Annotated in this window: 20 protein-coding genes and 1 pseudogene; 4 read left to right on the top strand and 17 right to left on the bottom strand. The window is 66.5% G+C overall.

What is annotated here, in order from left to right:
- Positions 1–33: 33 nt before the first annotated feature.
- A complete protein-coding gene (locus B9W62_RS22730) occupies positions 34–309 on the bottom strand; it encodes a DUF1876 domain-containing protein (RefSeq protein WP_087812042.1) in 276 nt (91 codons plus the stop codon).
- A 65-nt stretch (positions 310–374) separates the two neighbouring features.
- Positions 375–497, bottom strand: a pseudogene (locus B9W62_RS39695) (EamA family transporter); the annotation flags it as partial.
- Positions 498–523: 26 nt separating this feature from the next.
- Between B9W62_RS39695 and B9W62_RS22725 the strand changes: the two are divergent.
- Complete coding sequence (locus tag B9W62_RS22725; RefSeq protein ID WP_087808894.1) at positions 524–1972, top strand: recombinase family protein; 1449 nt, start codon at positions 524–526, stop codon at positions 1970–1972.
- A gap of 977 nt (positions 1973–2949) precedes the next feature.
- Here B9W62_RS22725 and B9W62_RS22720 read toward each other — a convergent pair.
- The 4 genes from B9W62_RS22720 to B9W62_RS22705 form a co-directional block, all read right to left on the bottom strand.
- On the bottom strand, positions 2950–4299 hold the full coding sequence (locus tag B9W62_RS22720; RefSeq protein ID WP_087808893.1) for a replication initiator: 1350 nt from the start codon (positions 4297–4299) through the stop codon (positions 2950–2952).
- 302 nt (positions 4300–4601) lie between these two features.
- The gene (locus B9W62_RS22715) at positions 4602–4799 is read right to left on the bottom strand and encodes a hypothetical protein (RefSeq protein WP_087808892.1); all 198 of its coding nucleotides are present in this window, start codon (positions 4797–4799) and stop codon (positions 4602–4604) included.
- Entirely contained in the window at positions 4796–6097 is a 1302-nt protein-coding gene (locus B9W62_RS22710; RefSeq protein ID WP_087808891.1) for an FtsK/SpoIIIE domain-containing protein, read from the bottom strand. The genes B9W62_RS22715 and B9W62_RS22710 overlap by 4 nt, the downstream gene beginning before the upstream one ends.
- Positions 6097–6447, bottom strand: coding sequence for an SCO3933 family regulatory protein (locus tag B9W62_RS22705; protein ID WP_087808890.1), 351 nt, complete (start codon positions 6445–6447; stop codon positions 6097–6099). Before B9W62_RS22705 ends, B9W62_RS22710 begins: the two co-directional genes overlap by 1 nt.
- A 165-nt stretch (positions 6448–6612) precedes the next feature.
- Between B9W62_RS22705 and B9W62_RS22700 the strand changes: the two genes are divergently transcribed.
- On the top strand, positions 6613–7392 hold the full coding sequence (locus tag B9W62_RS22700) for a GntR family transcriptional regulator (protein ID WP_087808889.1): 780 nt from the start codon (positions 6613–6615) through the stop codon (positions 7390–7392).
- Positions 7393–7802: 410 nt separating this feature from the next.
- Here B9W62_RS22700 and B9W62_RS22695 read toward each other — a convergent pair whose 3' ends face one another.
- Both B9W62_RS22695 and B9W62_RS22690 read right to left on the bottom strand, forming a co-directional pair.
- Entirely contained in the window at positions 7803–8102 is a 300-nt protein-coding gene (locus B9W62_RS22695) for a hypothetical protein (protein WP_087808888.1), read from the bottom strand.
- Between the two features lie 323 nt (positions 8103–8425).
- A complete protein-coding gene (locus tag B9W62_RS22690) occupies positions 8426–8992 on the bottom strand; it encodes an ATP-binding protein (RefSeq protein WP_087808887.1) in 567 nt (188 codons plus the stop codon).
- Between the two features lie 210 nt (positions 8993–9202).
- Here B9W62_RS22690 and B9W62_RS22685 point away from each other — a divergent pair, with 210 nt between their 5' ends.
- Entirely contained in the window at positions 9203–10582 is a 1380-nt protein-coding gene (locus B9W62_RS22685) for an NsdA family TPR-like regulatory protein (RefSeq protein WP_087812041.1), read from the top strand.
- 3 nt (positions 10583–10585) lie between these two features.
- Here B9W62_RS22685 and B9W62_RS22680 read toward each other — a convergent pair whose 3' ends face one another.
- The 9 genes from B9W62_RS22680 to B9W62_RS22645 all read right to left on the bottom strand — a co-directional run bounded on the left by B9W62_RS22680 (position 10586) and on the right by B9W62_RS22645 (position 21853).
- On the bottom strand, positions 10586–11500 hold the full coding sequence (locus B9W62_RS22680) for an aminoglycoside phosphotransferase family protein (protein WP_087808886.1): 915 nt from the start codon (positions 11498–11500) through the stop codon (positions 10586–10588).
- 149 nt (positions 11501–11649) lie between these two features.
- The gene (locus tag B9W62_RS39995; RefSeq protein WP_143665473.1) at positions 11650–12504 is read right to left on the bottom strand and encodes an HNH endonuclease signature motif containing protein; all 855 of its coding nucleotides are present in this window, start codon (positions 12502–12504) and stop codon (positions 11650–11652) included.
- A gap of 21 nt (positions 12505–12525) precedes the next feature.
- Positions 12526–14079, bottom strand: a complete 1554-nt coding sequence (locus B9W62_RS22675; protein ID WP_087808885.1) for an AAA family ATPase — start codon at positions 14077–14079, stop codon at positions 12526–12528.
- The gene (locus B9W62_RS22670) at positions 14080–15708 is read right to left on the bottom strand and encodes a restriction endonuclease subunit S (protein WP_087808884.1); all 1629 of its coding nucleotides are present in this window, start codon (positions 15706–15708) and stop codon (positions 14080–14082) included.
- Positions 15705–17105 carry a class I SAM-dependent DNA methyltransferase gene (locus tag B9W62_RS22665; protein ID WP_087808883.1) on the bottom strand — a complete coding sequence of 467 codons (1401 nt, stop codon included), beginning with the start codon at positions 17103–17105 and terminating at the stop codon, positions 15705–15707. The genes B9W62_RS22670 and B9W62_RS22665 overlap by 4 nt, the downstream gene beginning before the upstream one ends.
- Positions 17106–17453: 348 nt before the next feature.
- Positions 17454–18197, bottom strand: a complete 744-nt coding sequence (locus tag B9W62_RS22660) for a DMT family transporter (protein ID WP_087808882.1) — start codon at positions 18195–18197, stop codon at positions 17454–17456.
- A complete protein-coding gene (locus tag B9W62_RS22655; RefSeq protein WP_087808881.1) occupies positions 18194–18727 on the bottom strand; it encodes a YbaK/EbsC family protein in 534 nt (177 codons plus the stop codon). The genes B9W62_RS22660 and B9W62_RS22655 overlap by 4 nt, the downstream gene beginning before the upstream one ends.
- Positions 18728–18884: 157 nt before the next feature.
- On the bottom strand, positions 18885–21122 hold the full coding sequence (locus B9W62_RS22650; RefSeq protein ID WP_087808880.1) for an MMPL family transporter: 2238 nt from the start codon (positions 21120–21122) through the stop codon (positions 18885–18887).
- Between the two features lie 131 nt (positions 21123–21253).
- On the bottom strand, positions 21254–21853 hold the full coding sequence (locus tag B9W62_RS22645) for a TetR/AcrR family transcriptional regulator (RefSeq protein ID WP_087808879.1): 600 nt from the start codon (positions 21851–21853) through the stop codon (positions 21254–21256).
- Positions 21854–22020: 167 nt separating this feature from the next.
- Between B9W62_RS22645 and B9W62_RS22640 the strand changes: the two genes are divergently transcribed.
- Positions 22021–25692 carry a S41 family peptidase gene (locus B9W62_RS22640; RefSeq protein WP_087808878.1) on the top strand — a complete coding sequence of 1224 codons (3672 nt, stop codon included), beginning with the start codon at positions 22021–22023 and terminating at the stop codon, positions 25690–25692.
- Positions 25693–25744: the final 52 nt, after the last annotated feature.

Here is a 25744-nt window from a genome sequence, read left to right as displayed (position 1 = left end):
CCCGGCCCGGCCGACGGGCAGCCCGTCACGGGCTCAGACGTGGATGGGGTGCGAGGTCCGCCCGGACGCCGCGTCGATCTCGTCGTGCGCCTTGGTGAGCAGCTGCATCGCCAGCTCGTTCAACGCCCGGGCGCCCGCGACCTCCTCACCGACCCGTGGCTGCCGGGAGTCGACCCGGTGCCGGCTGGCGTGGCCGTGCGCGCGGACCTCGGTGCCGTCGGGGAGCCGCACCATCGCGACCGCCCGCGTGTGCTGGTCGTCCTCCACAAACTCCAGCTCGACATGCCATCCCACTGTGGTGTGCATCATGACGATCACCTCCGGAACACCTTCTTCCAGGGTGCGCCTGTCCGCGGCGGGGCGCACCACTGCGGTTATCCCGTGTGCAGCATCAGCCCGATCCCGACGACCAGGAGGCCCGCCGCCGCGATCCGGGGCGCGCCGAACCGCTCCTTGAAGAACAGGGCTCCTATCGCGGCGCCGACCAGGATGGATGTCATACCCGGCTCATACAGTGATTGACATGACCCGACCCAAGTTAGCGAGGGCCGCCATCACGCCGGGCGAGCCCGCAGCGATCTACTGCCGCATCTCCCACACCAGGGACGAGGACCAGACCGGCGTCGACCGGCAGGAACGGATCTGCCGGGACATCGCCGAACGCCTCCAGCTCCGCATCGAGCCCACACACGTCTACATCGACAACAATCGCTCGGCATGGCAGCGCGACCGGAAGCGCCCCGGTTGGGAAGCGATGCTGAGGGCGATGGAGGCCGGGGAGATCCGGCACGTCATCGTCTACCACCCCGACCGCCTCATGCGGCAGCCCAAGGACCTCGAAGAGCTGCTCTCCATCGCCGACGACAAGCGCGTCCTGCTCCACGGCGAGGCGAACCGCCGCGATCTCTCGGACCCCGATGACCGCTTCATCCTCCGCATCGAGGTCGCCCACGCATGCCGCTCCTCCGACGACTCGTCCCGCCGCCTCAAGGACGCCCTGAAGGACCACGCCCGCGAAGGCCGGCCACACGTGGGCAACCGACCCTACGGCTACACCCGCGACGGCCGCGCGATAGTCGAGGAAGAGGCAGAGATCGTCCGTGAGGTCTACCGCCGATACCTGGACGGAGAATCGCCGCTCGGCATAGCTCAGGATCTCGTAGCACGATGCATCCCCACGTCAAAGGGCAAAGCGTGGAACCCCGAGAACGTGCGGCATCTGTTGTCGTCCCACTTCGTGGCCGGACTGCGCTTCCACCTGGGCGAGGAAGTGGCCGTCGGGACGTGGCCCGCCATCATCGACCGCGGGCAGTGGGACGAGGTGCAGCGGCTCAGGGAGTACCGCGCCCAGCAGCACCAGGAGACGAAGAAGCGCCCGGTTCGCAACTACCTCCTGCGCGGAGTCGCCACGTGCACGTGCGGCGCCCGCATGGGCGGCACGAACAGCGGCAGGTACGCCTACTACCGGTGCACCCGCTCCGACAACACCGACCAGCAGAAGTGCAATCGCTCCATCTCGGCCGGTCCGCTCGAAGACTTCGTTCGCGATGTGGCAATCAGTGTCCTGACCAGGCTGGACACCTCCGGCTACGAGCCCGCCACGACCACGCGCCCCGAGGCAGACGTCATCGCTGACGAGAAGGACCGGGAGAAGCTGCGGGAGCTGAAGGAGCTGTGGCTCAACGACGACGACTTCACGACCGCCGACTTCCAGTCGATGCGCGCGCCGATCGTCAAGCGGATGAAGGATCGGCAGCGCAAGACCGTGAAGCGGCCCGTCGCGGTCTTGGAGGGCATCGCCGGCCCGGAGGCCGAGGCCAACTGGGCGAGGTTGGAAACGGCGGACGACTACGCACGCATGAACGCGATCTACCGCTTCCTGTTCGCCGCCGTATTCGTCCGTTCACCGACAAGAAGAGGCCGAGGGTTCGACACAGACAGGGTGGACATCAAGCCGAACCCGCTGGACTAGTGGCATTGCTCGGACGTCACCGCCATACAGCCATGACCTGCGAACAGGTCCATGACGTAGGGGCCGTTCACGGCTCTGTCAGCGCCGGATGTGGTGGTCGCTGACCCTCCGTTTATGCGATGGCGAAACGTCTCGGGCATCCCGAAGTGGCACTGACCAGCCACAACTTACGCCTAGACCTGAGAAGTTGATCCCGTTTGACGCTCAGGCTCTTAACCTCCCTGTATTGTCTGCATACTCCCTTCGAGGCACAGAGTCCGTTCCTTCCGGCCGGAGGCCCGGACATCGGCCTTCGGCGAGCGGGTGGAGCACTCCCCCGCACCCCGTAGAAGGGAAACCGGTCTTGAAGCGGATCAAGGGCGACCTGAAGAAGCTGAAGGGCCGGTGGCAGAAACACGTACGGTCGCACGTCTCCTCAGAACGTGTGTGCGCGAGCTGTGAGGTTGTCCTCGTGATCGCGTGGCTCTTCGAGCACTGTCCGTGGGTTTGACGCACGTAGACCCCAGTTGAGCATCTCTGCTTAACCAGGGCCTCGTGTCCACCGGGCCAGAGCCTCGCTCCTCGCTGTCCGTCGGCTGCAACCGGCGGGAGGGCGGGGCTTCTGGTCGTTCCCATCCACAAAAGTTCGTGGACGACGTTCGCAGACTACCGCGAAATTGAATCTGCGGTCTCACCAAAATAGTTTGCAGACCGCTTGCCGTGAAAGTGTCCGGCTGAGATTTGGTGAAAGTTGCCACCTATCAATCGCTCAGACCACACGCCGGTAGACCTTCCGAGGCGCCGCACACAGCGCCACGCATGCCGCTACCTCGCCAGAGCAGGTACGTAACGATCAAGGGGCCCTCGGCTTGCTGACTACCTCGGAGACGGACTCAGGAGCCGTGCGAGTCGCGCCGCGCTCTTGGGGCCTACGCGGGTGGGGAACTTGGCCGCCTGGCGTTCAACCGCCCGACGCCACTGCTCACTTTGGCGTCTCGTCACCGGGACACCTCACACACTTCGCGAGCGATCTCGCGGTTCGTGGCAGTGTCCTCTGCGACTCCGGCTGCGATGAGGGCGGCGCCGGGGGTGTGGCCAGAGCCGATGTAGCGCCAGTGCGCATCCGTGATGGCGTCGGGGGTGTCGGTGTGGCCGAGGTGGTGGGCGCGTTCGGCGCGTAGTGCGGCGTAGGTGGTGGAGTAGGCGCGGGATTTGGTGAGGATGTGGCCCCGGTAGCCGAGGGTGTGGGTCCAGGTGCGCAGGCGCAGGGGTGCGTATTCGGGGAGGCCGCCGAGGTTCCAGCAGGTGTGCATGAGGGTGCGGACGTGTCGGCTGACGGGGGCCGTGTCAATGTCGGCGCAGGTGGTGACTTTGTGGTCGGTGCCGGCGCCTGTCTCGTCGGTTCCTTTGGTCACGTACTTGGCGACGTAGGCGGCCACGGCGTCATCGTCGGGCCCGTCACCGTCGGCGTGCAGGACGCGCACGTCGGTCTGCGTGCCCCAGGCCAGTTCCAGTTCGCCGACGGCTGGGCTGTAGGGGGTGCGGACGGTCACGCGCTGGGCGGAGGCGTGCACGGCGCGGGTGAGCCGATCCGTTGTGCCCCAGGCCGGGGGATCGTCGGTGGGGCCGTCGGGGCCGTCGAGGCGGACCACGGCATGTACGTGGACGGCCGCCCGCTTCTGGTACTCGGCGATGCGCGCGAAGGACAGTCGGGCGTGGCGGGCGAAGCGGGATTGCACGATGCCCGCCGAGGAGGCGAGGCGCCGCCGGACGTCGATGACGAACCGGTCCCACAGCTTGGAGGCGTGCGCGTGCCACAGGACGTGAGCGGTGTAGTCGTAGCAGTCCGGGCAGAGGGGTTGTCCGACAGCGGGAGCGTCGGGGACGTGGACGGTGTGGCAGCCGAGGGGACGGCCGTGCTCGCAGGCGCCGCCGTCACGGCGAGGGCGGCATGTCGTGCCTGCGCGGTGGACGGGTCCGAAGGAGGGGGCGGTCAGGGTGACGAAGAGGCGCGGCCGCGTGCGCACGGTGGCGGGAACGTTCTTGCCGCCCGTGAGACCGGCGCGGACGAGGTGGAAGGTGTCGCCCGCGTGGAGCCGGGAGCAGGCGGGGCACACGGTTGACCGTCGGTTGCGGCAGCGGACCAGGAGGCGTTCGCCGGGTTCGTTGCGGGTGTCGTAGTGGTGGAGGATTTCGCCGGTTGTGCCGTCCAGGGTGGTGGTGTGGCCGGAGAGGTGGACGGGGTGGGCGCAGCCGCCGGTGGCGGTGATCTGTTGCAGCCAGCGAGGGAAGTCGGGGTCTTGGGCGATGTGGAGGGCGTCTCGGTCTGCTTCGGGGAGGTGACGCAGGCGCGCCGCGTGGTCGAGGGCGGCGCGCCGGTCAGCCGGGGTGGTGGGGTGCGGGGTGATGGTGGTGACCTTCCGGGGTGGGCCGCCGCAGCGGCACGGGTGATGGGTGGTGGCGCGTCATCCGTCATGGGGATCACTCCTGATCGGGTGCTGAGTCGTGGGGGTCGTTGGTCAGCGGATGGTTCCGCTGCCCCGGCAGACGCGACAGCGGCGCAGTCGTCCGGTCCAGGTCTTGCGGGCTCCGTCGCCCTTGCAGTGGGTGCACCTCACGCGGCGCATCGTCATGGAGGGGTCCTTGTCTCTCAGGTGTGGGAGAAGCCGCTGACGGCCCACGTGACGAAGCCGTGGACGGTGAACAGGACGGGGGTCTGTCCGAGGTAGAGGCCGAAGAGGCCGACGCAGACCGCTTCCCAGCCGCGTACGTCGCGGGAGCGGACGAGGAGGACGGTGATGATCCCGAAGACCACCGCGAACGTGAACGCCGTACCTTCGCTAATCACTTGCCGTCTCCATCCAGCGCCACCAGGGCGCGCTCTATCGCGGGCAGATCAGGGGTCATGCCGGAGTGCTTCCGGGCCGTCGCCACGGCCTCATCCGTCGGGGTGAGGTGAGAGCGGGCACGGGACCAGCCCCCATCCGGGCCGGTGCACACGGCCACCCCGCGTTCCTGAGCCGTGATCGCTTGCGCGACCGCTACGGCGTCCTTGTTGAGGTCGCCCAACGTCATCTCTGCCGTGCCGGGATCGTTGACGCGGTGGCAGATCCGGCCGCCGAGCTGGGCACGCAGGGCAGTGACGCCGGGGCCGAGGTCGGATCCGACACGTTGGCCGGCCACCACCAGGTGCAGACCGAGCGCGGCACCGAGCTGCGCCAGCCTCAGCAGGAGCGTGGAGCACTGCTCTGCTTCCGCCTTGCTCTGCCGGGTGCCGTCGGACAGGAACAGCTCCGCGATCTCGTCCACCAGGACCACGACCGGCACCGGGCGGAGCTTGTCCGGCAGCTCCCAGATCGAGCGCACTCCGGCGGTCCGGCAGGCGCTCATGCGGTCCTGCATGTCGACCACGAGGGCCGTCAGTACGGCGACCGCTTCGCGCCTCGATGTGGCGAGCGCGCTGAGCCGTGCGGCGAAGAGGCCGAGTTCCATGCCGCCCTTGCAGTCGATGCCGACCATGGCGACGGGTTGGGGGGCGAGCTGGGTGATGACCCGGGCGAGCAGGGTCGATTTGCCCGAGCGGGTGGCCCCGGCGATGAGCCAGTGCGGGACCAGGCGCAGGTTCATCACCCACGCCCCGCCCGTCTCCAGCGCACCGATGAGCGCGGAGAGCAGTTCCGCCGGGGCACTGGCTAACCCGGGCCTCAGGAGCGGGTCTGTCGCCGTGGCGGTCAGCAGCACCAGGCCGCGTTCCGGCGAGGTCACCCGCACGGCGTGAACCTTCCACGCGTGGACCAGGGCGTCAGCCGCCTGCATGTACGTGGCCGGAGTCTGGCCCGCGTGCAGCCGCACCACCACGCTCAGCCCCAAGCGGGTGGCACGCGGGAACGAGATCCGCGGAGCCACCGGCCGCACCGGGTCGCCCTTGACCAGCAGATGCCCGACCAGCGTCCGCGCGGGGAGGCGGGATACGGCGAGGTCGTTGAGCAGGGCGACCCGACGCCAGGTGAACACCACTCGCCAGGCCGCCGCCGGGTACCCAGTCAGGTACCAGTGCCAGGCCGGACGATGCCGGCGCACCAGGTCACCGACAACCAGCAGCCACGCCAGCACAGCGAGGACGAGGGCAAGAAGAATGGGTCCCATCAGGCGTCACCGCCCTTGCCGTGCGCCGTCGCGGTGGCGGGTACGGGGGTGATGGCGTCGGCGCGGAAGCTGATGCCGTGCCGGTCGCCCATCGCCCAGGCGAACGCGGTCAGGCCGGTGACCTTGATGATCTGGCCTTCCTGGATGCCCTTGGGCTCGCCGCTCACGGCGATCTCGATGACGGAGATCCGCCGCCGGTCCTGCCGCACGGTGACGGCGACGGTGTAGACCGGGTTGCCGTCCCGGTCCTTCTTCACCTCCTGTGTCTCGGGGTTGCTGAGCTTTGCTTCCGGCGCGATGGCGCAGCGCAGTACGCCGAGCCGCGTCGTGTCCACGGGAATGGACTGCATGTGGTGTGGCCTCCCTGGCCGTCGAGGACGCCCGACACATTCGGACGTCACTTGTCCTTACGAGTTATGACTATGAAGTTCTGTACGGCGAGAGCGCAATTACTTATGCTGACGAGTGATGTCGCGCGTGCGACGTGCTTACGACACCGAACCGGAGATGCCGAGATGACGGAGATCCAGCGCCCCGGAGCCCTCTACCAACAGGTGGCCGCCGCCATCCGTGAAGCGATCCTCTCGGGCGAGTTCGCCCCCGAGTCCCTGCTGCCGTCCGAAGCCCAGCTCATGGCCCGCTACCAGGTCTCCCGCCCCACCGTCCGCAACGCCATCGCTGCCCTGCGCGCAGAAGGGCTGATCGACGTCCGGCACGGCAAGGGCAGCTTCGTACGCTTCGACGGACATCCCGCCCTCAGCTTGGATCGCCGCATCAGCCATGCTCCGGCCGGCCAGTTCGTCATGCCCGGTGGCGACATTTGGGACGAGGCCGAGGAACCGAGCGCGTACCGCACCCGCACGACGAACGCGACTGGGCGACTCCTCGGTCTGGGCGAGGAAGAGGAACTGTTCGGCTGTGACCGTCTCCTGACAGACGCCGCCACGGGCACCCGGGCGATTCACCGGACGCTGATCCCCTTCGAGGTCGCCGAGAGCGTGCCGGCACTCGCCAAGGAGCCTGGCCAGCAGCCGGCAGCGGCATACGCCGCGCTTGCTAAGGCAGGGCACAAGTTGTGGTGGTCGGAGACGGTACGCGCCCGCATGCCAGTGCCCGACGAGCGCGCCACGCTCCAGCTCCTGGACGCGACCCCGATCTTGCACCTGTCCCGCATCACGCACGGCACCGACGACCGCCCGCTGATCCTCGAAGAACTCCGCATCGGAGCCGACCGCGCCGAAGCCGCCTACCGGATCACCGCCGACAAGCAACCCACCCGACGCCGCCAGACCTGACCGGCAACGATGATCGGTCGAAACCACCTTCACTTCCTCAAGGGCGCGCCTGCGGCGCGCCGGGGCGCCCGGACGCCCCGGCCGGGCGTGCGGCGTGACCGCCGGTCCCGTCCGGTCGGCCGACGCCCCACACCGCAGCCCGCCCAGGGAGTCCGGGGGACGACCGGCCGCCGGAAGCCGGGGCGTGGTGGGCTGGGGGTCGCCGGGCTCCGAGACTTTAGGCAGCCACCATGGGGCGAGCCTCGAAGAACAGGGGGCCCATCGGGCACAAACGCGGGCAGAACCAGTGCCTGCCCGATTCGCCGGGCGAGCGTAAGGCCCCCTGTTCACTCGCCCCATGGCAGCTCCCGCCCAAAGTCTCTCCACCGGACGACGTGCCCACCTGCACCGTTCACCCGCCACGGCGCCCATCACCGCGCACCGCCGTCGCGGTCAGCCAGCACCTCCAGGAGCACGGCGAGCCGATCCGCCGCCTCCGGCCAGCCCGCCAGGCGCACCACACCGCGCCCCGTCTCGTCCGCAGACGCCACAGCCCGCACCGCGGACAACTCGAAGCCCGCGCCCAAGAGCGCACGATTCAGCCGATCCGCAGACTCACGCGCCGACCGCCAGCCCTCGACGTAATCGACCCCACGCACCCACAGAGCCGACTCCACGTCCGTGATGTCGTCGAGGCCGTCACGAAGCCAATCCTCACCCGCGCCAGTCACTTGGCCACTCCCATCCGCTTAACCGACGGATCGTCAACTCTTTGTGGCCCGGGGCGTGTAGACAGCACAGCGACCCCGGTACCATCGGGCACCGGGGAACGCTGTGTCCCCTCCCGGACCACCCCGGTTGCTGCCAGGCGCGGGGGTGGTCCGGTCTCGGTATGAGGTTGTGAAGCGCGGTCCCTTGGCCGGGCGGGGAACCCGGTAGACAGTTCGCAAAGGACCGCGCCCCATGGGCCGGAGAGGTCAGACTCCGGCCGGTGTCCGGGCCGTCGCTCCGCTCCTGATCGCGAAGGAGTGTTCCGGAGGCGACGGCCCGGAGATCAACGAGGTGAGCCGGCGTCTACTCCTTGGGTCACATCCATGCGGCACCACACCGTTTTGCCGCCGCGTTCTCCCGGCGTCCACCAGACAGCGGACGCCAGCCGCTGAACGATCAGCAGCCCCCGGCCGCTGTCAGGCAGCACTGCCTCTGACAGCTCACCCATCAGCCCAGGCGAGAAGACATCTCCCACAGGGAGGAGCGGCGGCGTCGAGTCCTCGTCCGTGACTCCGATGAAGAGCCACTTCGGCCACAGCTTGAAGCTCATGTCCATACGACGGGACCCGCCAGGCTGAGCCAGAGCAGGTTCCGGCACCACGTGGTTCACCACGTTGCCGACCAGCTCCGAAACGATCAACCGAGCGTCGTCCACCATGGCATCCGCACCTGCGCCCCGCAGGAACACGGCCGTCATGTCTCGCGCCACGCGAGCCGAGTCGGCTGCCTCCGCAAAGAGGGTCACGGTCAGGAAGTGCCCGGCGGAGAGATCAGGCTTCGCGAACCAATGGGCGAACGCCTCGATCTCCGCACCCACGTGCTCGCGCTGCCGCGTTTTTCTCGCGTCCATGGCGTCCCCTTGTCAGCTTCGGCGGCCCCTTCCCGGACCACTTGCTACGTGAAAGCCAGTACACGGCGAACGGCGTCTGACCGGGAGTGTCCACCGGGGGGTTCAGATGAACACCGGCAAAGTTCGCGGGGGTTCGCCAATGAACCCCCCATCCCCTCACGTTGTGACACGATGACCACTCGCCGTCATTTCTCGGGTTGGCAGGGGAGCATGAGCCGAGAGCCGAACGCGCAACTGGTCGCCGTCATGAACGAAGCGCAGGTCTCCAACAAGGGCCTTGCGAAACGAATGAAGGACGCCGCAACACAACGCGGCGTGCCCCTGGGAACCACTCACGTCGCCGTCCAGCGTTGGCGCGACGGTGCAGGCATCCAGCCTCAGACGGCAGTGATCATGGCTGATGTCCTCAGTGCCAAGCTGAACCGTCGCGTCACGCCCGGCGATCTCGGATTCTTCGATCACGCGAAGCAACCCACCCCGGAATCTGTCGGTTACCCGAGCACTGTCCCCGACGCGCTGTCCATGCTCGACGGACTAGCCCAGGAACGCGCCGAAGACACATCGGACGATGGAGGTCTGATCATCGCCGACGCGGACCTGAGTTCCACCGTCCTGTCGTGGATGATCAGTAGGCCCGACGGCATCCAGGCCGACAGGCCGGCACACCAGAGAATCGGCATGCGCGACGTCCGAGCAATCCGAGACGCAGCGGACATGTTCATGCAGCTCGATTTCAAGTACGGAGGCGGCCACGGCCACCGCGCCTTACGCCACTACTTCCGGCACGAAGTCCTCCCCCTGCTCAGCGCGAGCTACAGCCAGAAGGTAGGCGCCGCACTCTACGGCGCAGCCGCCGAAGTGTCCCAGCTCCTCGCATGGACCGCGTACGACACCGGCAACCACCGACTCGCCCACCGCTACCTGACCTCCACTTTGCGCCTATCCCAGGTCATCGACGACCGCATGTTCGGCGCCCGCATCCTCGGCAACCTCAGCCACCAGGCCAACTACCTCGGCCACCACGCCCAGGCCATCCAACTTGCCCGAGCCGCCGTCGAGGGAGCCAAAGGCAGAGCCACCCCACGTGCCATGGCGAACTACGCCGCTATGGAAGCGCGGGCCCTGTCCAACGCAGGCGACCGAATCGCAGCCGGACGCGCCATGAACGAAGCGGAACGCCACTTCGAGCGCGCGGACACCGGAGAAGACCCGGCATGGCTGGGCTACTTCGACTCAGCGGAACTCATGGGCGAACTCTGCCACTGCTTCCGCGACCTCAGGATGCGCCGCGAAGCCGTCGAGCAGGCGCAACGGGCCGTAGACGGTACCGACCCGAAGTACGCCCGCACGCTCGGGTTCTGCCGCATGGTGCTCGCCCAAAGTCAGTTATTGAATGGCGAGTTGGAGGCCGCCGTCACCACCGCCAGCCTCGCAGTCGACGGCGGCGACTCCCTCCAGTCCACGCGGTTTCAGCGCTATGTGACCGACTTCCAGAGCGAGGTCAGTGTGCACGCGACGAACGCCGCTGTGGTCGCCTTCAGCGAGAAGGTACGCGATGCGCTCGACCGCTTGGAAGAGGACGACGAGTAGCGGTCACCAGGGCCGCCAGTCCCGCGGCGCATCCTCGTTCCGCAGAGCGGCGATGCGCCGGCAGTACTCGGCCGCGGTTTTCTCGTCCTCTTGGACGTTCTGCATGAGCCACGTTGTCATGCCGAACTCTTGAATCCTGCGCAGCGTCTCGTAACCCGGCCAGTCGTACAGGTCACGCCCGTACGCGGCCACGAAGTCGGCGTACTGCTCGTGGGTCTGCCAGCCAAGACTGTGGTGCTCCACAGCCGTAACCATGAGATCCCACTCAGGATGGTCGTAGCAGAACATCTCGAAGTCGATCAGGATCACGCGGCCCTGGTCGTCCACCATGAGGTTCTGCACATGGGCGTCCCCGTGCACCGGCCCCTTGGCTGACTCGAACCGCAGCTCAGCGTACTTGTCTCGCAGTTCACGCCAGCGCTTCCGCAAGAACACCTTGTCATCGTCGGGGATCACCGCCCGATCAAGCCTCAATGCCTGCTTGTCGAAGGGGTCGTACGACGGCAGTAGAAGCCCGCCCGGCACGGTCATGGAGTGCATCTCCCGCAGGACACCGCCCAACTCCCCATACGTAGCCTTGCGTTCTCCCTCAACGATCAGATGCCAGAACGTCACCGGATGGCCCTCAATCAAGAGGGGCTGTTCAAGATCCTCAACGATACGAGCAGCAGGAAACCCTTCCCTCCCGAACCACCGCGACACACCCACTTCCACGCGCGCTTTGGGCAAATACTCCTTCCCTCGCGCCACCCGCACGATGACTGGCGCCGAAGCCAGCCGGAACAACGCGTTCTCACCGAGACGGATCAGCTCTGCGCCTCTGTCATCGAGCCCCGCAGCCCGGCACGCGGCAACCATCACCCGCGTAGCCCTCGCCGACGTGAACCCCTCTTCCGATCGAGCTGCGTCACCCGCCATGCCCGTACCAGCTCCCCTAGTCGCGCGCGATCAACCGACGTGCGTATCAGGGTGACCAACCCATTCACGCCGGACACGACCTTGAAGGTACAGACAGGGGTGGCGCAAGGCGAACGAGCCCGACTCCCCCTACCCTCTGGGGATCCCGATCACGCTGCGGAGTCGTAGGAGAGGCTGGCAGAAATACTGCTGTGTCTGAGTCCACGGATTGCGCAATGGGCAACCGCCGAGTGTTCAGCGGTCCGATCTCGCATACGTGCTATAGCATTCATGGCCTCCCTAAAGGCCATTTTTGCAGAGTGATCTTTGGTCTTTTTCCAGCTGAGAAATGAGTCGTCAGCTTGGCCGCAAAGGTGCCGTACTTTCAGGTACACTCGCCGCCTTGCTTCGACCAGCGCGACTTGGTCTAGATGGTAGAAATGCCGCGATGCCTGCACCTTTTCTTCAGCATTCTCATCCATTGCCTTGAAGGATGGGTTCACGCTAACCTCGCCAGTTTCATCGAACCAGAACGCCGCGACGTCCGACTTCCAGCAGGGATCCAAAAGCAACGGATTCTCAACCGACAACGGCGTGTAGGGGTCGGCAGCCCTCGCCGAGCCATCAACGAGCGGAAAATGATCGTGTTTACCGCCGGATGTCCCCCCGACATCATGCCGACGGCTATTACAAAAGGTGCACGCAAATCGATAGTTCGCCGCAGAGAAAGCCAGCCACCAATACCCAGGGTGGCTCTTATCTTCGTAGACTCGCGATTTGGGCCTGAAGTGGTCAACGGCATTATCAGACCTATAACTGAACGTCTCACAGTACCAGCATTTATCATGACCGAACTGAGCAAGCTTTGCCTTCAACTGCCGCCAAAGGTCTTCATGGTCTCCTATTATCGCCTTCCTATCAGTGGCATTCTGCGCTTCGCTAAGCTTTTTCGCTACAGCCTGAGCTTCCTTCTTCCAGCCCTCATCCAGCATTGAGATGATTTCCTGAATGTCAATGAAAATCATTGCCTCCCCCTTCGTCCCCCGCTATTCTTCTGAAGTCATTTCCTTCAAGAGAGCGGCTGCAGCTTCCCTATTGTCTTCAATCTCTTGCCGAGTCAAAACGATCGAATTCTCAGGCTCTCGCACATCCGCCTTAGCTCGAAGATACTCCTGGAACTCAGGATCGCGATTCTCCATCAGCAGACCAAGATCGCTCAGCTCATGGCCGAGCTGATTCAGTTCGTCCGCTTCAGACTCACTGAGCGAGCCAACCCGAGATGCGAGGTCTCTCTTGCGGTCTAGGCGCGTGAGTGTTTCGAGATCCAGCTGAGACCGGAGCCCGTAAATATCGCTGGTTAGCAGACTTCCAACTCCCATTCCACGAGGATGTTCCAATGGCTCAACGGCCGATATGCGACCGTTGGCCTCTCTCTCCAGAATACGAACCTCGTTCTTGAGAAGGCCGGCCACAACGAGCGGGTCGTGGGTGGCCATTAAAACGTGACAGCCCTCGTCGAGTGCCCCTACTTCGCTGAGGAACTGCCTATATCTGACACTCCAAGCAGGATTGAGATGGGTATCAGGTTCGTCGAGAAGAAACAGGGACTCCTCCTCGCGCGTGAAACGCATCAAGCCGAGCACAAGCAGTAATTGCTGTTCGCCTTCACTCAACTCTCTAAACGTCAAAGGCGTATCGGATCTACTTGTTCTTACACGAATACGAACGTCATAGATCAGTTCTGAGATATATGTGCTCTCAAGCGCCTTGAAGAAATCACTGTTGCTTGAGTAGGCGGACGCGAGCTCGCGAGATTTTTCGAGACTTTCTAGGTACAGAAACAGATGCTCGGATTCAGACAGGCGACCACCTAGTCCAGTGCGCACCTTCCGATTCAGCCTCGTAGGAGCAAGAGACAGTGCATACAGGCGATCCAAAAGCGCTCGCACCGTTCCCCTGGCCCTCCAGAAACGAGGGTCCCCTCCCCTCCCTTTGTTTCCCCACGAAGGTCTCTGCATTTCAAAGAGGACTGAATCGAGCTCTTCGATACCCAATTGATCACGCAACAGTTGCCGAACTGTCGGATCTTCGTCGAGAAAGAACGAAAGTAAGACGAAATTCGAATGCACATTTCTGGCATAGAAAAGTGGCCGCAAAGGGCGGTCAATTCCAGCTAGCAGATCCTTGTAGAAACGCTCTTGGTGAGCTACAAAGTGTTCTTCAAGTCGGTTACTCGGCCCCGAATAATACCCGAAGACATGCGTCGGCCTATAGGCCACACCTGCTGCGCCGACGAACTTGGCGAGCGATATGGGTTTCCCATCCACCGTGCATTCAAGTTTGTACTCGGCTTGCCCTGAGGCTGGCTCAGACCTTACGGTTACTTCCTGGCCGCTTACCTCATATTTCAATCGATATGAAAACGTGGGAGGCCAACCCAAATCGAGGTCTCTAAAAACGATAGTGAGGGCCTCAAGGAAGTTAGATTTTCCTGCGCCATTCCTTCCCACGAGAACAGAGACCGGAGATTCACGATCCAGCGAGATGGAAAAGTCTTTGAGGTTTTTGAAGCTGTCAACCTCAAAGCTCAAAATCCTCATTCAGCCAATCCTCTCGATGTGAACGTCACTATCGTTGGGACGTTCGATCGCGATCTCTCCCGCCTGTGATAGCTTCCGTAGAACTACAAAGAAACTATCGATAGCCGCATCTTCGAGTTCCAAATCCCGGAAAAGATCCTCCGGCGTCATAGGCCCAGCCGCTTGACTGAGGACAGCAAGCAACCGTGCCGAATCTGCGCTCGACTGAAGTGTTACCTTCTTGCGAGCTGTGGATTTAGATGGGGAACGCTTGCGAGGTTTGGGCGTCGTGTCTGCCATAGTTGAGATAGCCTTAATTCTTGACATAGCGAGTTGAGCAATACCTCGTTGTCCATCTGGCGCCACTTGTTTAGTGATAGCGTGTGCCACCGTCCCATACGCGCATGAAATTGCTGCATCTCGTTCCAACATACGTAGGCGTCTTGTCGAAGCCGTTGCGTCTTCGACTACCTGTTCGAGCCCCTCGCTTGCAACGTCTAGAAGCTGAGCCAATTCAACTTGCTCTTCTAGAGCCCTAATTGGTACAGGAAGCAGCTGTACGTCCCGCAGGTTCAACCTAGGCATGTTGATTCCCCTGAGGCGACTACGGAACCAAGATTGAGCCGCACCGCTTCGCAGCCAATGAGCCAGATACGAACTGTCGACATCCTTGCCCGGGCGAATGCGGGCTGTTCCCTGGGTGATGTGCGCGCCATCCAGTTCTTCGGGCACGATGGCTACGCGAAGACTGCGAATGATGCCCAGTAGCACATCTCCCGTCGCTAGCTGAGCGCGGGAATACTGCTCAGCAATATCTGTCGACGTGTGTTTCAATTTGCCAGTTGCGATGTAACCGTCTCTCAAATCCTGCCCTCGGATATAAGGCACACCGCTTCCATCATCTACCTCAGGACCCGGCTGATGGATTCCATAGACGATCGGCGACTCTGGCTGCACTATATCTGCAGCCAAGAGCCATCTGCAGGATAGGTTGCTGTCTATAGTTCCCGGATCCCCTATCGGGCGGTCACCAAGTAGGACCAGGTCACGCATATCGGCAGGCATTTGTTGAGCTGTATGGGTTAGGCTAGCCAACCCGCTCAGCGAGGCATCAATCGAAGACTGGACGGACCGAGCTGTATCGACGATGGCTTCCTGAATTGCCCGCGAGGGGACAGGAAATGGCAGCGACTTAAACCTACTCAAACCTAGGTGGGCGATGTTTGTGGTCGACTTTGAAACTTCCGAGAACACACCCGAATACTGATATGCCCGGAACACGATGAGCGCGAACTCGGGAAGGATCTCGCTATGCGACCGAAACCTGATAACTGTGTTCTGGAAGTAGATTTCCTCTGGTTCCCCGCGGTATAGGGCAGCCCGCCCGACAAGCTCTCGACTCTGCCCCTCGCACAGGAGCACGTCTCCTTCTCGGAGGCGATACCTCTCCTTGGCCGAGTCTGCGAAGCGCATGGTAGCCAAGTCGTTTAGATCAAGTGCGTCATCGTGAACGTTGGCGACTCTCAGGTAAGGAAGGAGGTCGGTTCCATGCGTCGTTTCCGGCGATCGCTGCTGCCCAACAATAGCGTCGCCGGCTTCCCCGACGGAGCAGAACTCCCAAGACGAAGGAAAGGTACGTGGGTCGATCATGAGAGTTCAGCGTCGTCGGCGCCATCGGCGTTCTGGGCGAAGGACATCAAGAGCTTCTCGATCTCCTGAATATTAGACTGAACGGCATCCAGCTCGTCGGTCATGCTGCGAGTCGATTCCAGCATTCTTTCTACTGTTACGGCGTTGGTGTGCGATGTATCCGACGGTGACGTCATAACATCCAGGCGGTAGTTATTCGCAGCCAAGTCAGACAAGCTCATAGAGCGGAACCGGGGGGTTTCCCGGCGCTCGCTTCTGCCCAGTGCGTCAGGGCCGTAGCAATCAATGAAGTCTTGCAGATCATCACTGGTGAATTGACGCCTTTTGCCGAAAGAAGCCTGCCCTTCACGGAGATCATAGAACCAGGTTTTTGATGTAGTTCCGTCGGCGCAGAAGAAAAGAACCGAGGTGCGAACGCCGGTGGCGTAGAAAATCCCAGTCGGCAATCTCAGTACCGTGTGGAGTCTGAAGTCCTGCACCAATTTAGACCGAACAGACGTCGCTACCCCTTCTTCAAACAACACGTTGTCGGGAACGACGATCGCTGCACGACCGTTGGGGGCAAGGTTCTTATAGGCGTGCTGCAGAAACGCGAGCTGCTTGTTTCCGGTGGGGAAGTCGAGCAAATCGTTTTGTTCTTTAGTGAGGCTGCCTTTCACGCCAAACGGAGGATTAGTTAGGCAGAGGGAGAATCCCTGCTTACGCGGCGGTTGATTCAGGGCGTCACCCAGTATGACCTCGCCTTGCAGGTCATGGAGAATTAGATTCATCAACCCCAGTTTGCGGACATCGCTGACCAGCTCTATCCCGGCGAGCCGTGGGCTACTTCCGTTCGCTTCACGCGCATGCAGACCGGCGGCGATCAGAAATCCGCCTGTGCCGGCAGCTGGATCGAAAACGCTGTCATTCGGCGTGGGGCGACAAGCTTGAACAATGGCTTCCACTACCGGTCGAGGAGTGAAGTATTGTCCAGCTCCGTATCTCGATTCTTGGGCATTCTTCTCGATTAGACCTTCATACACGTCACCGATACCATTTTGGCGGGCCCTGTACCAATCGATGTCGTCGATAGCCTGCACCAATTGAGCTAGCGAGGTAGGTGAGCTGATTGCCGTATTAGCTCCGGAGAAGATATCTTTCACAGTCTCGTTGCGAGCTTGCCCAAGAAGCTTGAGTGACTCCTTATAGAAGTCGAGTTTCTCGGCCTCGGGGGTGCTGCTGAGCTTCTCCCAGCCAACCTTCGTGGGGATAGCCTTTTCCACCCCCAGCTCTTTCGCGAGCTTCAGAAACAAGAGATAAGTCAGCTCGTTAAGGTACTCGTGGTACGTGATGCCGTCGTTCCGGAGCACCCCGCACAGGGCCCAGAGTCGACGAGTGACGTCTGCGGTGTCTTGCACTTGTCATCCTTGGTTGGGGCGTGAGTGCATGTAGCCTACTGGGCCAGGCCGCGGTAACAGCGTGATGCTACTGCCTTGACGAGTTGGTGACATTGCGCAGGAGCGCATCGGCAGGAACTCAGGGCACACTCCGGTCTGGCCTGCGTCGGCCTACCTTCCGCACGGTCGTTACGGCGGCGGCGCACTTCACTCGGTCGCGCTTCCACTAGCGAGGCGGACACAGCCCGCGGCCGATGCAGGAGGAACCGGGTGATCACCGATTGAGGTGCCTTTGCTCGTGCCGCACGGTGCCACAGGACACGTAGATGACCTCATCCAACCCTTCCGGCCAGCGAAGTTATTACCGCATTAGGAAGGGTTGACTGACGACTCGCGCAGGGCGGCGATGGGCGCGAGTTCGGCGCGGGTCTGCGCCCACAGGACCAGGGCGTAGGCGGTGACGGACAGCGCCGCGCCGACCAGTCCGAGGCCCGCGTGCGGCCGCAGCAGCGCCCAGGCCCCGGCGCGGTGCCGGTACAGGAAGTACGCGGGCAGGACCGTCCCCTGTACGGCCATCAGCCAGGCGATGTAGCCGAGGGAGGACCCGGAGGCGCGTACGCCGAGGCCGTCGACGACCGTGTACGCGGCGATGGTCACGCCGGTCGCCAGGGCGGCGCCGATGGCCGCCCAGTCCGGCCGGCGGCCGCGCAGCCCCCACAGGGCGACGCCGGTCAGCCCCGCGCAGGAGACCAGGACGCCCCCGGTCGCCCAGCCGTCCGGCACCTCGTGGGCGAAGACGGCGGCGAGGACGGTGACCAGCAGCGGCGCGCTGCCGCGGGCGATCGGGTAGGCCTGCCCGAAGTCGCCCAGCCGGAAGGACCGCATGAGCAGGGCGTAGTACGCGATGTGGACGGCGGCGGAGACCAGCAGGTACGGCCAGGCCCCGGCCGCCGGGAACGCGGTGAACGGCAGCAGCGCGAGGCCGATGAGCATCCCGCCGCCGGAGATCAGCGCGAACCCGGTCGGCTTGTCGGTGATCCGGTGGGCGATGGCGTTCCAGCTGGCGTGGGTGACCGCCGCGAGCAGGACCGCGGCGGTGACCAGCGGCGTCACTCGGAGCGCTCGCGCACGTCCACGAGGGCGGCGCCGGCGGCGGCGACGAGGTCCTTGGGCTCCATCGGGAAGACGGCGTACGGGGTTCCGGCGGCGGCCCAGACGACGTCGTGGGCGAGCAGGGACCGGTCGGCCAGCACCCGGGTCCTGGTCCGGTGCCCGAAGGGCGGCACGCCGCCGATCGCGTACCCGGTGGTCTCCCGTACGACGTCGGCCTTGGCCCGGGTGACCTTCTGGGCGCCGAGGGCGTCGCGGACCAGGTCCAGGTCGACGCGGGAGGCACCGTCCATGAGGACGAGTACGGGCACGCCGTCCGCGGCGAAGATGAGCGACTTGCAGATCTGGCTCAGCTCGCACCCGATGGCGGCCGCGGCCTCGGTGGCGGTGCGCGTGGCCTCCGGGAAGCGCCGCGCCCGTCCGGCCAGGTCGCCGAGGCCGAGTTCGCCGAGGGCGGCGGCGAAGCGGGGGTGGGCCGCGGAGGTGGCGGCGGAGGCGTCGGCGGAGTCGAAGGCGTCGTCGGTCGTCGTCATGGACCGCACCGTAGCGGTACGTGTAGCCCACAGGCGACCGGGTTGCGGGGCCGACGGGGCCCCGGGACGGAGGAAGCCGGTGAGGGCAGCCCCGTCCCCACGGAGCCCTCACCGGCTGGTCTGTCGTCGTCCTCCGGTCAGCGGCGGACGCGGCGGGTCAGGTGCGCACCAGCTCCCGGTCCTCGTCGGGGCCGGTGCCGCGCTCGGCGGCCGTGCGCAGGCCCTCGCCCTCGACGTCCACGTTGGGCAGCGCGCGGTCCAGCCACTTCGGCAGCCACCAGGCCCTCTTGCCGAGCAGGGCGAGGACCGCCGGGACGATGGCCATGCGGACCACGAACGCGTCGAAGAAGACGGCGATCGCGAGGCCGAAGCCGATCATCTTGACCATGGACTCGCTGGAGCCGATGAAGCCCGCGAAGACCGCCATCATGATCACGGCCGCGGCGGTGACGACCCGGGCGCCGTGCTTGAAGCCGGTGACGATCGCCTGGTTCGGCTTCTCGCCGTGGACGTAGGCCTCCCGCATGCGGGTGACCAGGAAGACCTCGTAGTCCATCGCGAGGCCGAAGACCACGCCGACCATGAAGATCGGCATCATCGACATGACCGGTCCGGTCTCCTCGACGCCCATCAGTCCGGACAGCCAGCCCCACTGGAAGACCGCGACGACCGCGCCGAGCGCCGCCATGACGGAGAGCAGGAAGCCGAGGGCCGCCTTCAGCGGGACCAGGATCGAGCGGAAGACCACGATCAGGAGGAGGAAGGCCAGGCCGACGACCAGGACCAGGTACGGCACCAGCGCGTCGTTGAGCTTCTCGCTGACGTCGATGTTCATCGCCGTCGAGCCGGTGACCAGGGTCTCGGCGCCGGTCTTCGCCTCGATGTCGCCGCCCGCGTCCCGGATGGCGTGCACCAGGTCCTCGGTCTGCACGGAGGACGGCTTGGAGTCCGGGACCACGGTGATCGTCGCGGTGTCGCCGCCCTTGTTGGGCTGCGGCGGGGTCACCGCCACGACGCCGTCGAGGCCCTTGATCTGCTGCTCGACGTCGGTGAAGGCGTCCTTGGGTGCGTCGCTGCCCTTCGCGTCGACCACGACCATCAGGGGGCCGTTGAAGCCGGGGCCGAAGCCCTCGGAGAGCAGGTCGTAGGCGCGGCGCTGGGTCGTGGACGTCGGCTGGGAGCCGTCGTCGGGCAGGCCCAGCTCCAGGGAGGCCGCGGGGACGGCGGCGGCGCCGAGGCCGATGACGCCCAGGAGGAGGACGGCGAGCGGGCGGCGGACGACGAAGCTCGCCCAGCGGGTGCCCAGGTTGGCCTTCGGCGGGCCGGCCGGCGCATCCGGCTGCTCCCCGTTCTTGCGGGAGCGGCCGAGCAGCCTGCCCTTCGCGCCGGCGGGCTTGACCCGGCGGCCGGCGTAGCCGAGCAGCGCGGGGATCATCGTGAGCGCGATCAGGACCGCGATGGCGACGGTGCCGGCCGCCGCGATGCCCATCTTGGTGAGCATCGGGATGTTGACGACCGCGAGACCCACCAGGGCGATGACGACGGTGAGGCCGGCGAAGACGACCGCCGAGCCCGCGGTGCCGACGGCCCGTCCGGCGGCCTCCTCGCGTTCGCGCCCCTCGGCGAGTTCGGCGCGGTAGCGGGAGACGATGAACAGGGCGTAGTCGATGCCGACCGCGAGGCCGATCATCATGGCCAGGATCGAGGTGGTCGAGCCCAGTTCGAGCGCGCTCGCCAGCGCGGTGATCGAGGAGACGCCGATGCCCACGCCGATCAGGGCGGTGAGCAGCGGCAGCCCGGCCGCGACCAGCGAGCCGAAGGTGATGACCAGGACGACGGCGGCGACCGCGATGCCGATGACCTCGGTGGCGCCGGTCTCCGGGACGGCCTGGAGCGCGTCACCGCCGATCTCGACGGTCAGCCCGGCGTCGCGCGCCTGCTGGGCGGCGTCCTCCAGGGCGTCCTTGGTGGACTCCTCCAGCTCCATGCCGGAGACGTCGTACTTCACCGAGGCGTAGGCGATGGTGCCGTCCTTGCTGACGGCGTCGCCCGTGTAGGGGTCGGCGACCGAGGCGACCTCGGAGCCGTCCGCCAGTTCGTCGACGGTCTTCTCGACGGTCGCCTTGTTTCCGGCGTCCGTCATCTTCTCGCCGGCGGGCGCCTTGAAGACGACGCGTGCGGTCGCCCCGTCGGCGCTCTGGCCGGGGAAGCGCTGTTCCAGCAGGTCGAAAGCCTTCTGGGCCTCCGTTCCCGGGATGGAGAAGGAGGAGTTGCCGGCGGGCGGGGCGCTGGCCGCGCCGACGCCGGCGAGCGTCAGCAGGGCCACCCAGATCAGGGCGACGAAGTGCCGTCGGCGGAAGGCGAGCCGGCCGAGTTTGTAGAGGAACGTGGCCACGAGGGCGTACTCCCGGTCAGGTCGTGGGTTCTCAGGGCAGGGGGATCGGCCCGACGACGTGAGCGGTTACGTCAGGTGGGGCTCAAGCAGTGCTCGGGGGGACTCGGACGTCTCCGGGGTGCGGGGACGTGTCAGTGGGACGGAACGCCGAAAGCGGGGAGGATCACGGCGTCGATGTAGGAGGTGAGGAACGCCTGGGTCGGCGGCTGGTCGTCCAGCAGCGTGCGGGTGGCGAATCCGCCGACCATCATGTGCACGAGGAAGTCCAGCGCCGGACAGTCGGGTCTGATCTCACCGCGGTCCACGGCGCGTTGCAGCACCCGCCGGAACTCGACCATCTCCGGTTCGATGAGCTGTTCCCGGAACGCCTGGCGGAGGTCCGGGTTCTGGTGCAGTGCCATGGCGACGCCGCGCATCAGCGCGGAGTTCTGCTCCATGGCACAGTCGTCCTCACGGGCCATCAGGGCGTGCAGGTCGCCGCGGAGCGACCCGGTGTCGACGTCGCCGATCTCGCCGGGCTTGTTGTGCCGGATGGCCTTGACCACCAGCTCCGGCTTGCCGCCCCACTGGCGGTAGAGCGTCGCCTTGCTGGACCGGGTGCGGGCGGCCACGGCGTCCATGGTGAGGGCGTCGTAACCGACTTCGCGGAGCAGGTCGAGCACGGCCTCGTACAGCTCGGCCTCGCGCTCGGGAGTGATCCGACTGCGGCGCGCGGTGGCGACCTCGGTCATCTCGCTCACTCCTTCCCGTTCCGCCCGGCCCCAGTGGGCCCGAACGGCACCGTTTCGTACACCACGAATGTACCCCACCACCTAGCGAAACGAAACGGTTTCGTTCGTGTTGTGGGTCACGGTTGTCGGCAGCGCATAAGTTGCCGGTACCCGGCGCCCGGAAAAGCATGGGGTGGGTGAGTTATCTGCGCCTTCCGCACCTCAGTGGCGACCACCTGTGCTTCGTGGCCGAGGACGACCTCTGGCTCGCGTCCCTCGACGGTCCGGGCCGGGCCTGGCGGCTCACCGTCGACCGCACCAAGGCCGGTCCGCCGCGCTTCTCCCCCGACGGCCGGCACATCGCGTACACCAGCTGGCGCAGTCTGGTGCCGGAGGTCCACCTCGTGCCGGTGGACGGCGGCCCCGGACGGCAGCTCACCCACTGGGGCGGCTTCGACACCCGGGTCTGCGGCTGGTCGCCGCCCGATCCCGACGGCACCACCGCCGTCCTCGCCGTCGCCTCGCACGGCGAGCCCTTCTCGCACCTCACCTGGGCCTACAAGGTCACCCCCGACGGCGACCCCGGGCGCAAACTGCCCTGGGGCCCGGTCACCGACATCCAGGCGGCCGACCTCGACGGCGAACGCCGGACCCTGCTCCTGACCGGCACCCCGCCGCACGAGCCGGCCGCCTGGAAGCGCTACCGGGGCGGTGCCACGGGCCGGCTGTGGCTGCACGGCGAGCGGCTCCTGCCCGGCCTCGGCGGGCACCTCGCCGCCCCCATGTTCGTCGGCGGCCGGATCGCCTTCCTCTCCGACCACGAGGGCGTGGGCAACCTCTACTCCTGCGCGCCCGACGGCACCGGCCTGCGCCGCCACACCGACCACGACGCGTTCTACGCCCGCAACGCCGCGAGCGACGGCACCCGGGTGGTGTACCAGTGCGCGGGCGACCTGTGGATCGTCGACGACCTCGCGCCCGGCTCGGCACCGCGCCGGCTCGACGTGCGGCTGAGCGGTCCGCGCGCGGGCCGGCGTACGTACCAGGTGCCCGCGGCCCAGCACGTGGGCGGCGTGTCCGTCGACGAGACGGGCCGCGCGAGCGCCGTCGTCGTACGCGGCAGCCTGTACTGGCTCACCCACCGGGACGGCCCGGCCCGCACCATCGCCGACACCCCGGGGGTACGGGTGCGGCTGCCGGAGATGCTCGGGGAGAGCGGCCGGATCGCGTACGTGACGGACGCGGAGGGCGAGGACGCCGTCGAGATCGCCCACCTGCCCCGGGCGACCGGCGGCCGCGCGACCCGGCGGCTGGCCTCCGGACGTCTCGGCCGGGTCCTGGAGCTGGTCTCGGACCCGGCGGGCGACCGGCTCGCCGTCGCCGCGCACGACGGACGGCTGCTGATCCTCGACGTCGCGGAACCGGACACGGAGATGGCACTGGCCCTGGACACGGGGGACGCCGGGTATCCGGCGGATTCGGGGGACGCCGGGTATCCGGCGGACGCGGGGGACGTCGGCGATCCGGCGGACGCGGGGGGCGAGGACGCGGCGGGGACGGCCGCCCGGGCGGGCACCACCCCGGACGCCGCAACCGAGGGCACCGACGCCCGGGACACCGGCACGCCGCCGACCGACGCGGGAGACGGCACGCAGGGAGGCGACTCCGCGACCGACGGCACCGCGGCAGACGGCACGCAGGGAAGCAACACCGCAACCGACGGCGCCGCGGCAGACGGCGCCCCGGGAAACAACACCGCAACCGGCGACAGCGCGGGCGACGCCGACGCCGGGGACACCGTGACGCCGGGGCACCCCGGGACCCCCGGCACCGCCGGAGGCCGGGTCACCGAGTTGATCCGCTCCGTCAACGGCCCCGTGCGCGACCTCGCCTTCTCCCCCGACGGGGCCTGGCTCACCTGGTCGCACCCCGGCATCGGGCGCACCCTGCGGCAGATCAAGATGGCCCGGATCGACGGCCCGGAGGGCACCCTCGTCGTCGACGTCACCAACGGCCGCTTCGAGGACGAGAACCCGGTGTTCACCCGGGACGGCCGCTACCTCGCCTTCCTGTCCTGGCGCGGCTTCGACCCGGTGTACGACGTGCACACCGGCGACCTGTCCTTCCCGCTGGGCTGCCGCCCCTACCTGGTGCCGCTGTCCTCGGCGACCCCCTCCCCCTTCGCCCTCAACCCCGAGGGCCGCCCCGCGGCCGGGGGCCTGGACCCGCTGGCGGACGAGCCCGGCGAGGGCGGCGCGGTCACCGTCGAGGTCGAGGGTCTGGAGAACCGGGTGACGCCGTTCCCGGTCACCGCCTCCAAGTACTCGGCGCTGGAACCGGTCGCGGGCGGCGGCCTGGTCTGGCTGCGCTGGCCGATCTCCGGCGCGCTCGGCGAGACCTTCGCCAACCCGGCCGACCCGAGCGAGCGCCCCACGCTGGAGCACTTCAACCTGGCCAAGGCGAAGAAGTCGGAACTGGTCGACCACCTCGACTGGTTCCGGGTCAGCGGCGACGGCAGCCGCCTGGTCGTGCTCGACGAGGGCGACCTGCGCGCCGTACCGGCGACCGAGGTCGGCGACGGCGACTCCACCACCTGGATCGACCTGCGCCGCATCCTGCACGAGGTCGACCCGGCCGCCGAGTGGCACCAGGCGTACGACGAGGCGGGCCGCCTGATCCGCGCCTACTTCTGGGACCCGGGGATGTGCGGCATCGACTGGGACGCGGTCCTCGACCAGTACCGCCCGCTGCTCGAACGGGTAGCCTCCCCCGACGAGTTCGCCGACCTGCTGCGCGAGGTGCTGGGCGAGCTGGGCACCTCGCACGCCTACGTGGTCGCCGCCCGGCGCAACGAGGGACCGGCGCACTACCAGCGCTGGCAGGGCCTGCTCGGCGCCAACATCGTCTGCCGGGACGGGCAATGGGTCGCCAAACGCATCCTGCCGGGCGACTCCTCCGACTCCAAGGCCCGCTCCCCGCTGGCCGGCACCGGCATCCGCGACGGGGCCGTCCTGACCCACGTCGACGGCCGCCCGGTCGACCCGGTCCTCGGCCCGTCCCCGCTGCTCGCGGGCGCGGGCGGTACGACGGTGGAGCTGACCTTCGCGCCCGGCGAGGGGTGCCGGGGGCCCTCCCGCCGGGTGGCCGTCGTCCCGCTCGTCGACGAACGCCCCCTGCGCTACCAGGACTGGGTGGCCAAGCGCCGCGAGGTGGTGCGGGAGTTGAGCGGCGGCCGGTGCGGCTACCTGCACATCCCCGACATGGGCGGCTCCGGCTGGGCGCAGTTCAACCGCGACCTGCGCATGGAGGTGTCCCGGCCCGCGCTGATCGTGGACGTGCGCGGCAACGCGGGCGGGCACATCAGCGAGCTGGTCATCGAGAAACTGACCCGGACCATCCTGGGCTGGGACCTGACCCGGGACGCCCAGCCGGTGTCGTACACCTCCAACGCCCCGCGCGGCCCGGTCGTCGCGGTCGCCGACGAGGCGACGTCCTCCGACGGCGACATGATCACGGCCGCGTTCAAGCTGCTGCGGCTCGGCCCCGTGGTCGGGCAGCGCACCTGGGGCGGCGTGGTCGGCATGACCGGCCGGCACCGGCTCGGCGACGGCACGGTGATCACGGTGCCGATGAACGCGGCCTGGTTCGACGCCTACGGCTGGTCCGTGGAGAACTACGGCGTCGCCCCCGACGTCGAGGCCCTGCGCACCCCGCTGGACTGGGCCGAGGGCCGCTACCCGGTCCTGGACGAGGCGGTGCGGCTGGCGTTGGAGCTGCTGGAGACCAACCCGCCGGCCGTTCCGCCCGGTTACGACGCCGTACCGGACCGCTCGCGTCCGCCGCTGCCGCCGAGGGAGTAGAAAGCTCCGTGAAACCGCTGGTGGCACGGGAAAGGGCGCCCACCCGGATCGA

Source organism: Streptomyces sp. CS113, assembly GCF_002188365.1.
Lineage (GTDB): Bacteria > Actinomycetota > Actinomycetes > Streptomycetales > Streptomycetaceae > Streptomyces > Streptomyces tendae.
The sequence above is the reverse complement of the archived record's forward strand: the minus strand, read 5'-3'. Positions and strand labels throughout refer to the sequence as shown.

Coding starts and splice junctions, on each gene's coding strand:
- B9W62_RS22690 (WP_087808887.1), bottom strand. CDS start 8,992: ATGGACGCGAGAAAAACGCGGCAGCGCGAGCACGTGGGTGCGGAGATC.
- B9W62_RS22645 (WP_087808879.1), bottom strand. CDS start 21,853: ATGACCGAGGTCGCCACCGCGCGCCGCAGTCGGATCACTCCCGAGCGC.
- B9W62_RS22730 (WP_087812042.1), bottom strand. CDS start 309: ATGATGCACACCACAGTGGGATGGCATGTCGAGCTGGAGTTTGTGGAG.
- B9W62_RS22710 (WP_087808891.1), bottom strand. CDS start 6,097: ATGGGACCCATTCTTCTTGCCCTCGTCCTCGCTGTGCTGGCGTGGCTG.
- B9W62_RS22670 (WP_087808884.1), bottom strand. CDS start 15,708: ATGATCGACCCACGTACCTTTCCTTCGTCTTGGGAGTTCTGCTCCGTC.
- B9W62_RS22640 (WP_087808878.1), top strand. CDS start 22,021: ATGGGGTGGGTGAGTTATCTGCGCCTTCCGCACCTCAGTGGCGACCAC.
- B9W62_RS22705 (WP_087808890.1), bottom strand. CDS start 6,447: ATGCAGTCCATTCCCGTGGACACGACGCGGCTCGGCGTACTGCGCTGC.
- B9W62_RS22685 (WP_087812041.1), top strand. CDS start 9,203: ATGAGCCGAGAGCCGAACGCGCAACTGGTCGCCGTCATGAACGAAGCG.
- B9W62_RS22700 (WP_087808889.1), top strand. CDS start 6,613: ATGACGGAGATCCAGCGCCCCGGAGCCCTCTACCAACAGGTGGCCGCC.
- B9W62_RS22675 (WP_087808885.1), bottom strand. CDS start 14,079: ATGAGGATTTTGAGCTTTGAGGTTGACAGCTTCAAAAACCTCAAAGAC.
- B9W62_RS39995 (WP_143665473.1), bottom strand. CDS start 12,504: ATGATTTTCATTGACATTCAGGAAATCATCTCAATGCTGGATGAGGGC.
- B9W62_RS22725 (WP_087808894.1), top strand. CDS start 524: ATGACCCGACCCAAGTTAGCGAGGGCCGCCATCACGCCGGGCGAGCCC.
- B9W62_RS22680 (WP_087808886.1), bottom strand. CDS start 11,500: ATGGCGGGTGACGCAGCTCGATCGGAAGAGGGGTTCACGTCGGCGAGG.
- B9W62_RS22655 (WP_087808881.1), bottom strand. CDS start 18,727: ATGACGACGACCGACGACGCCTTCGACTCCGCCGACGCCTCCGCCGCC.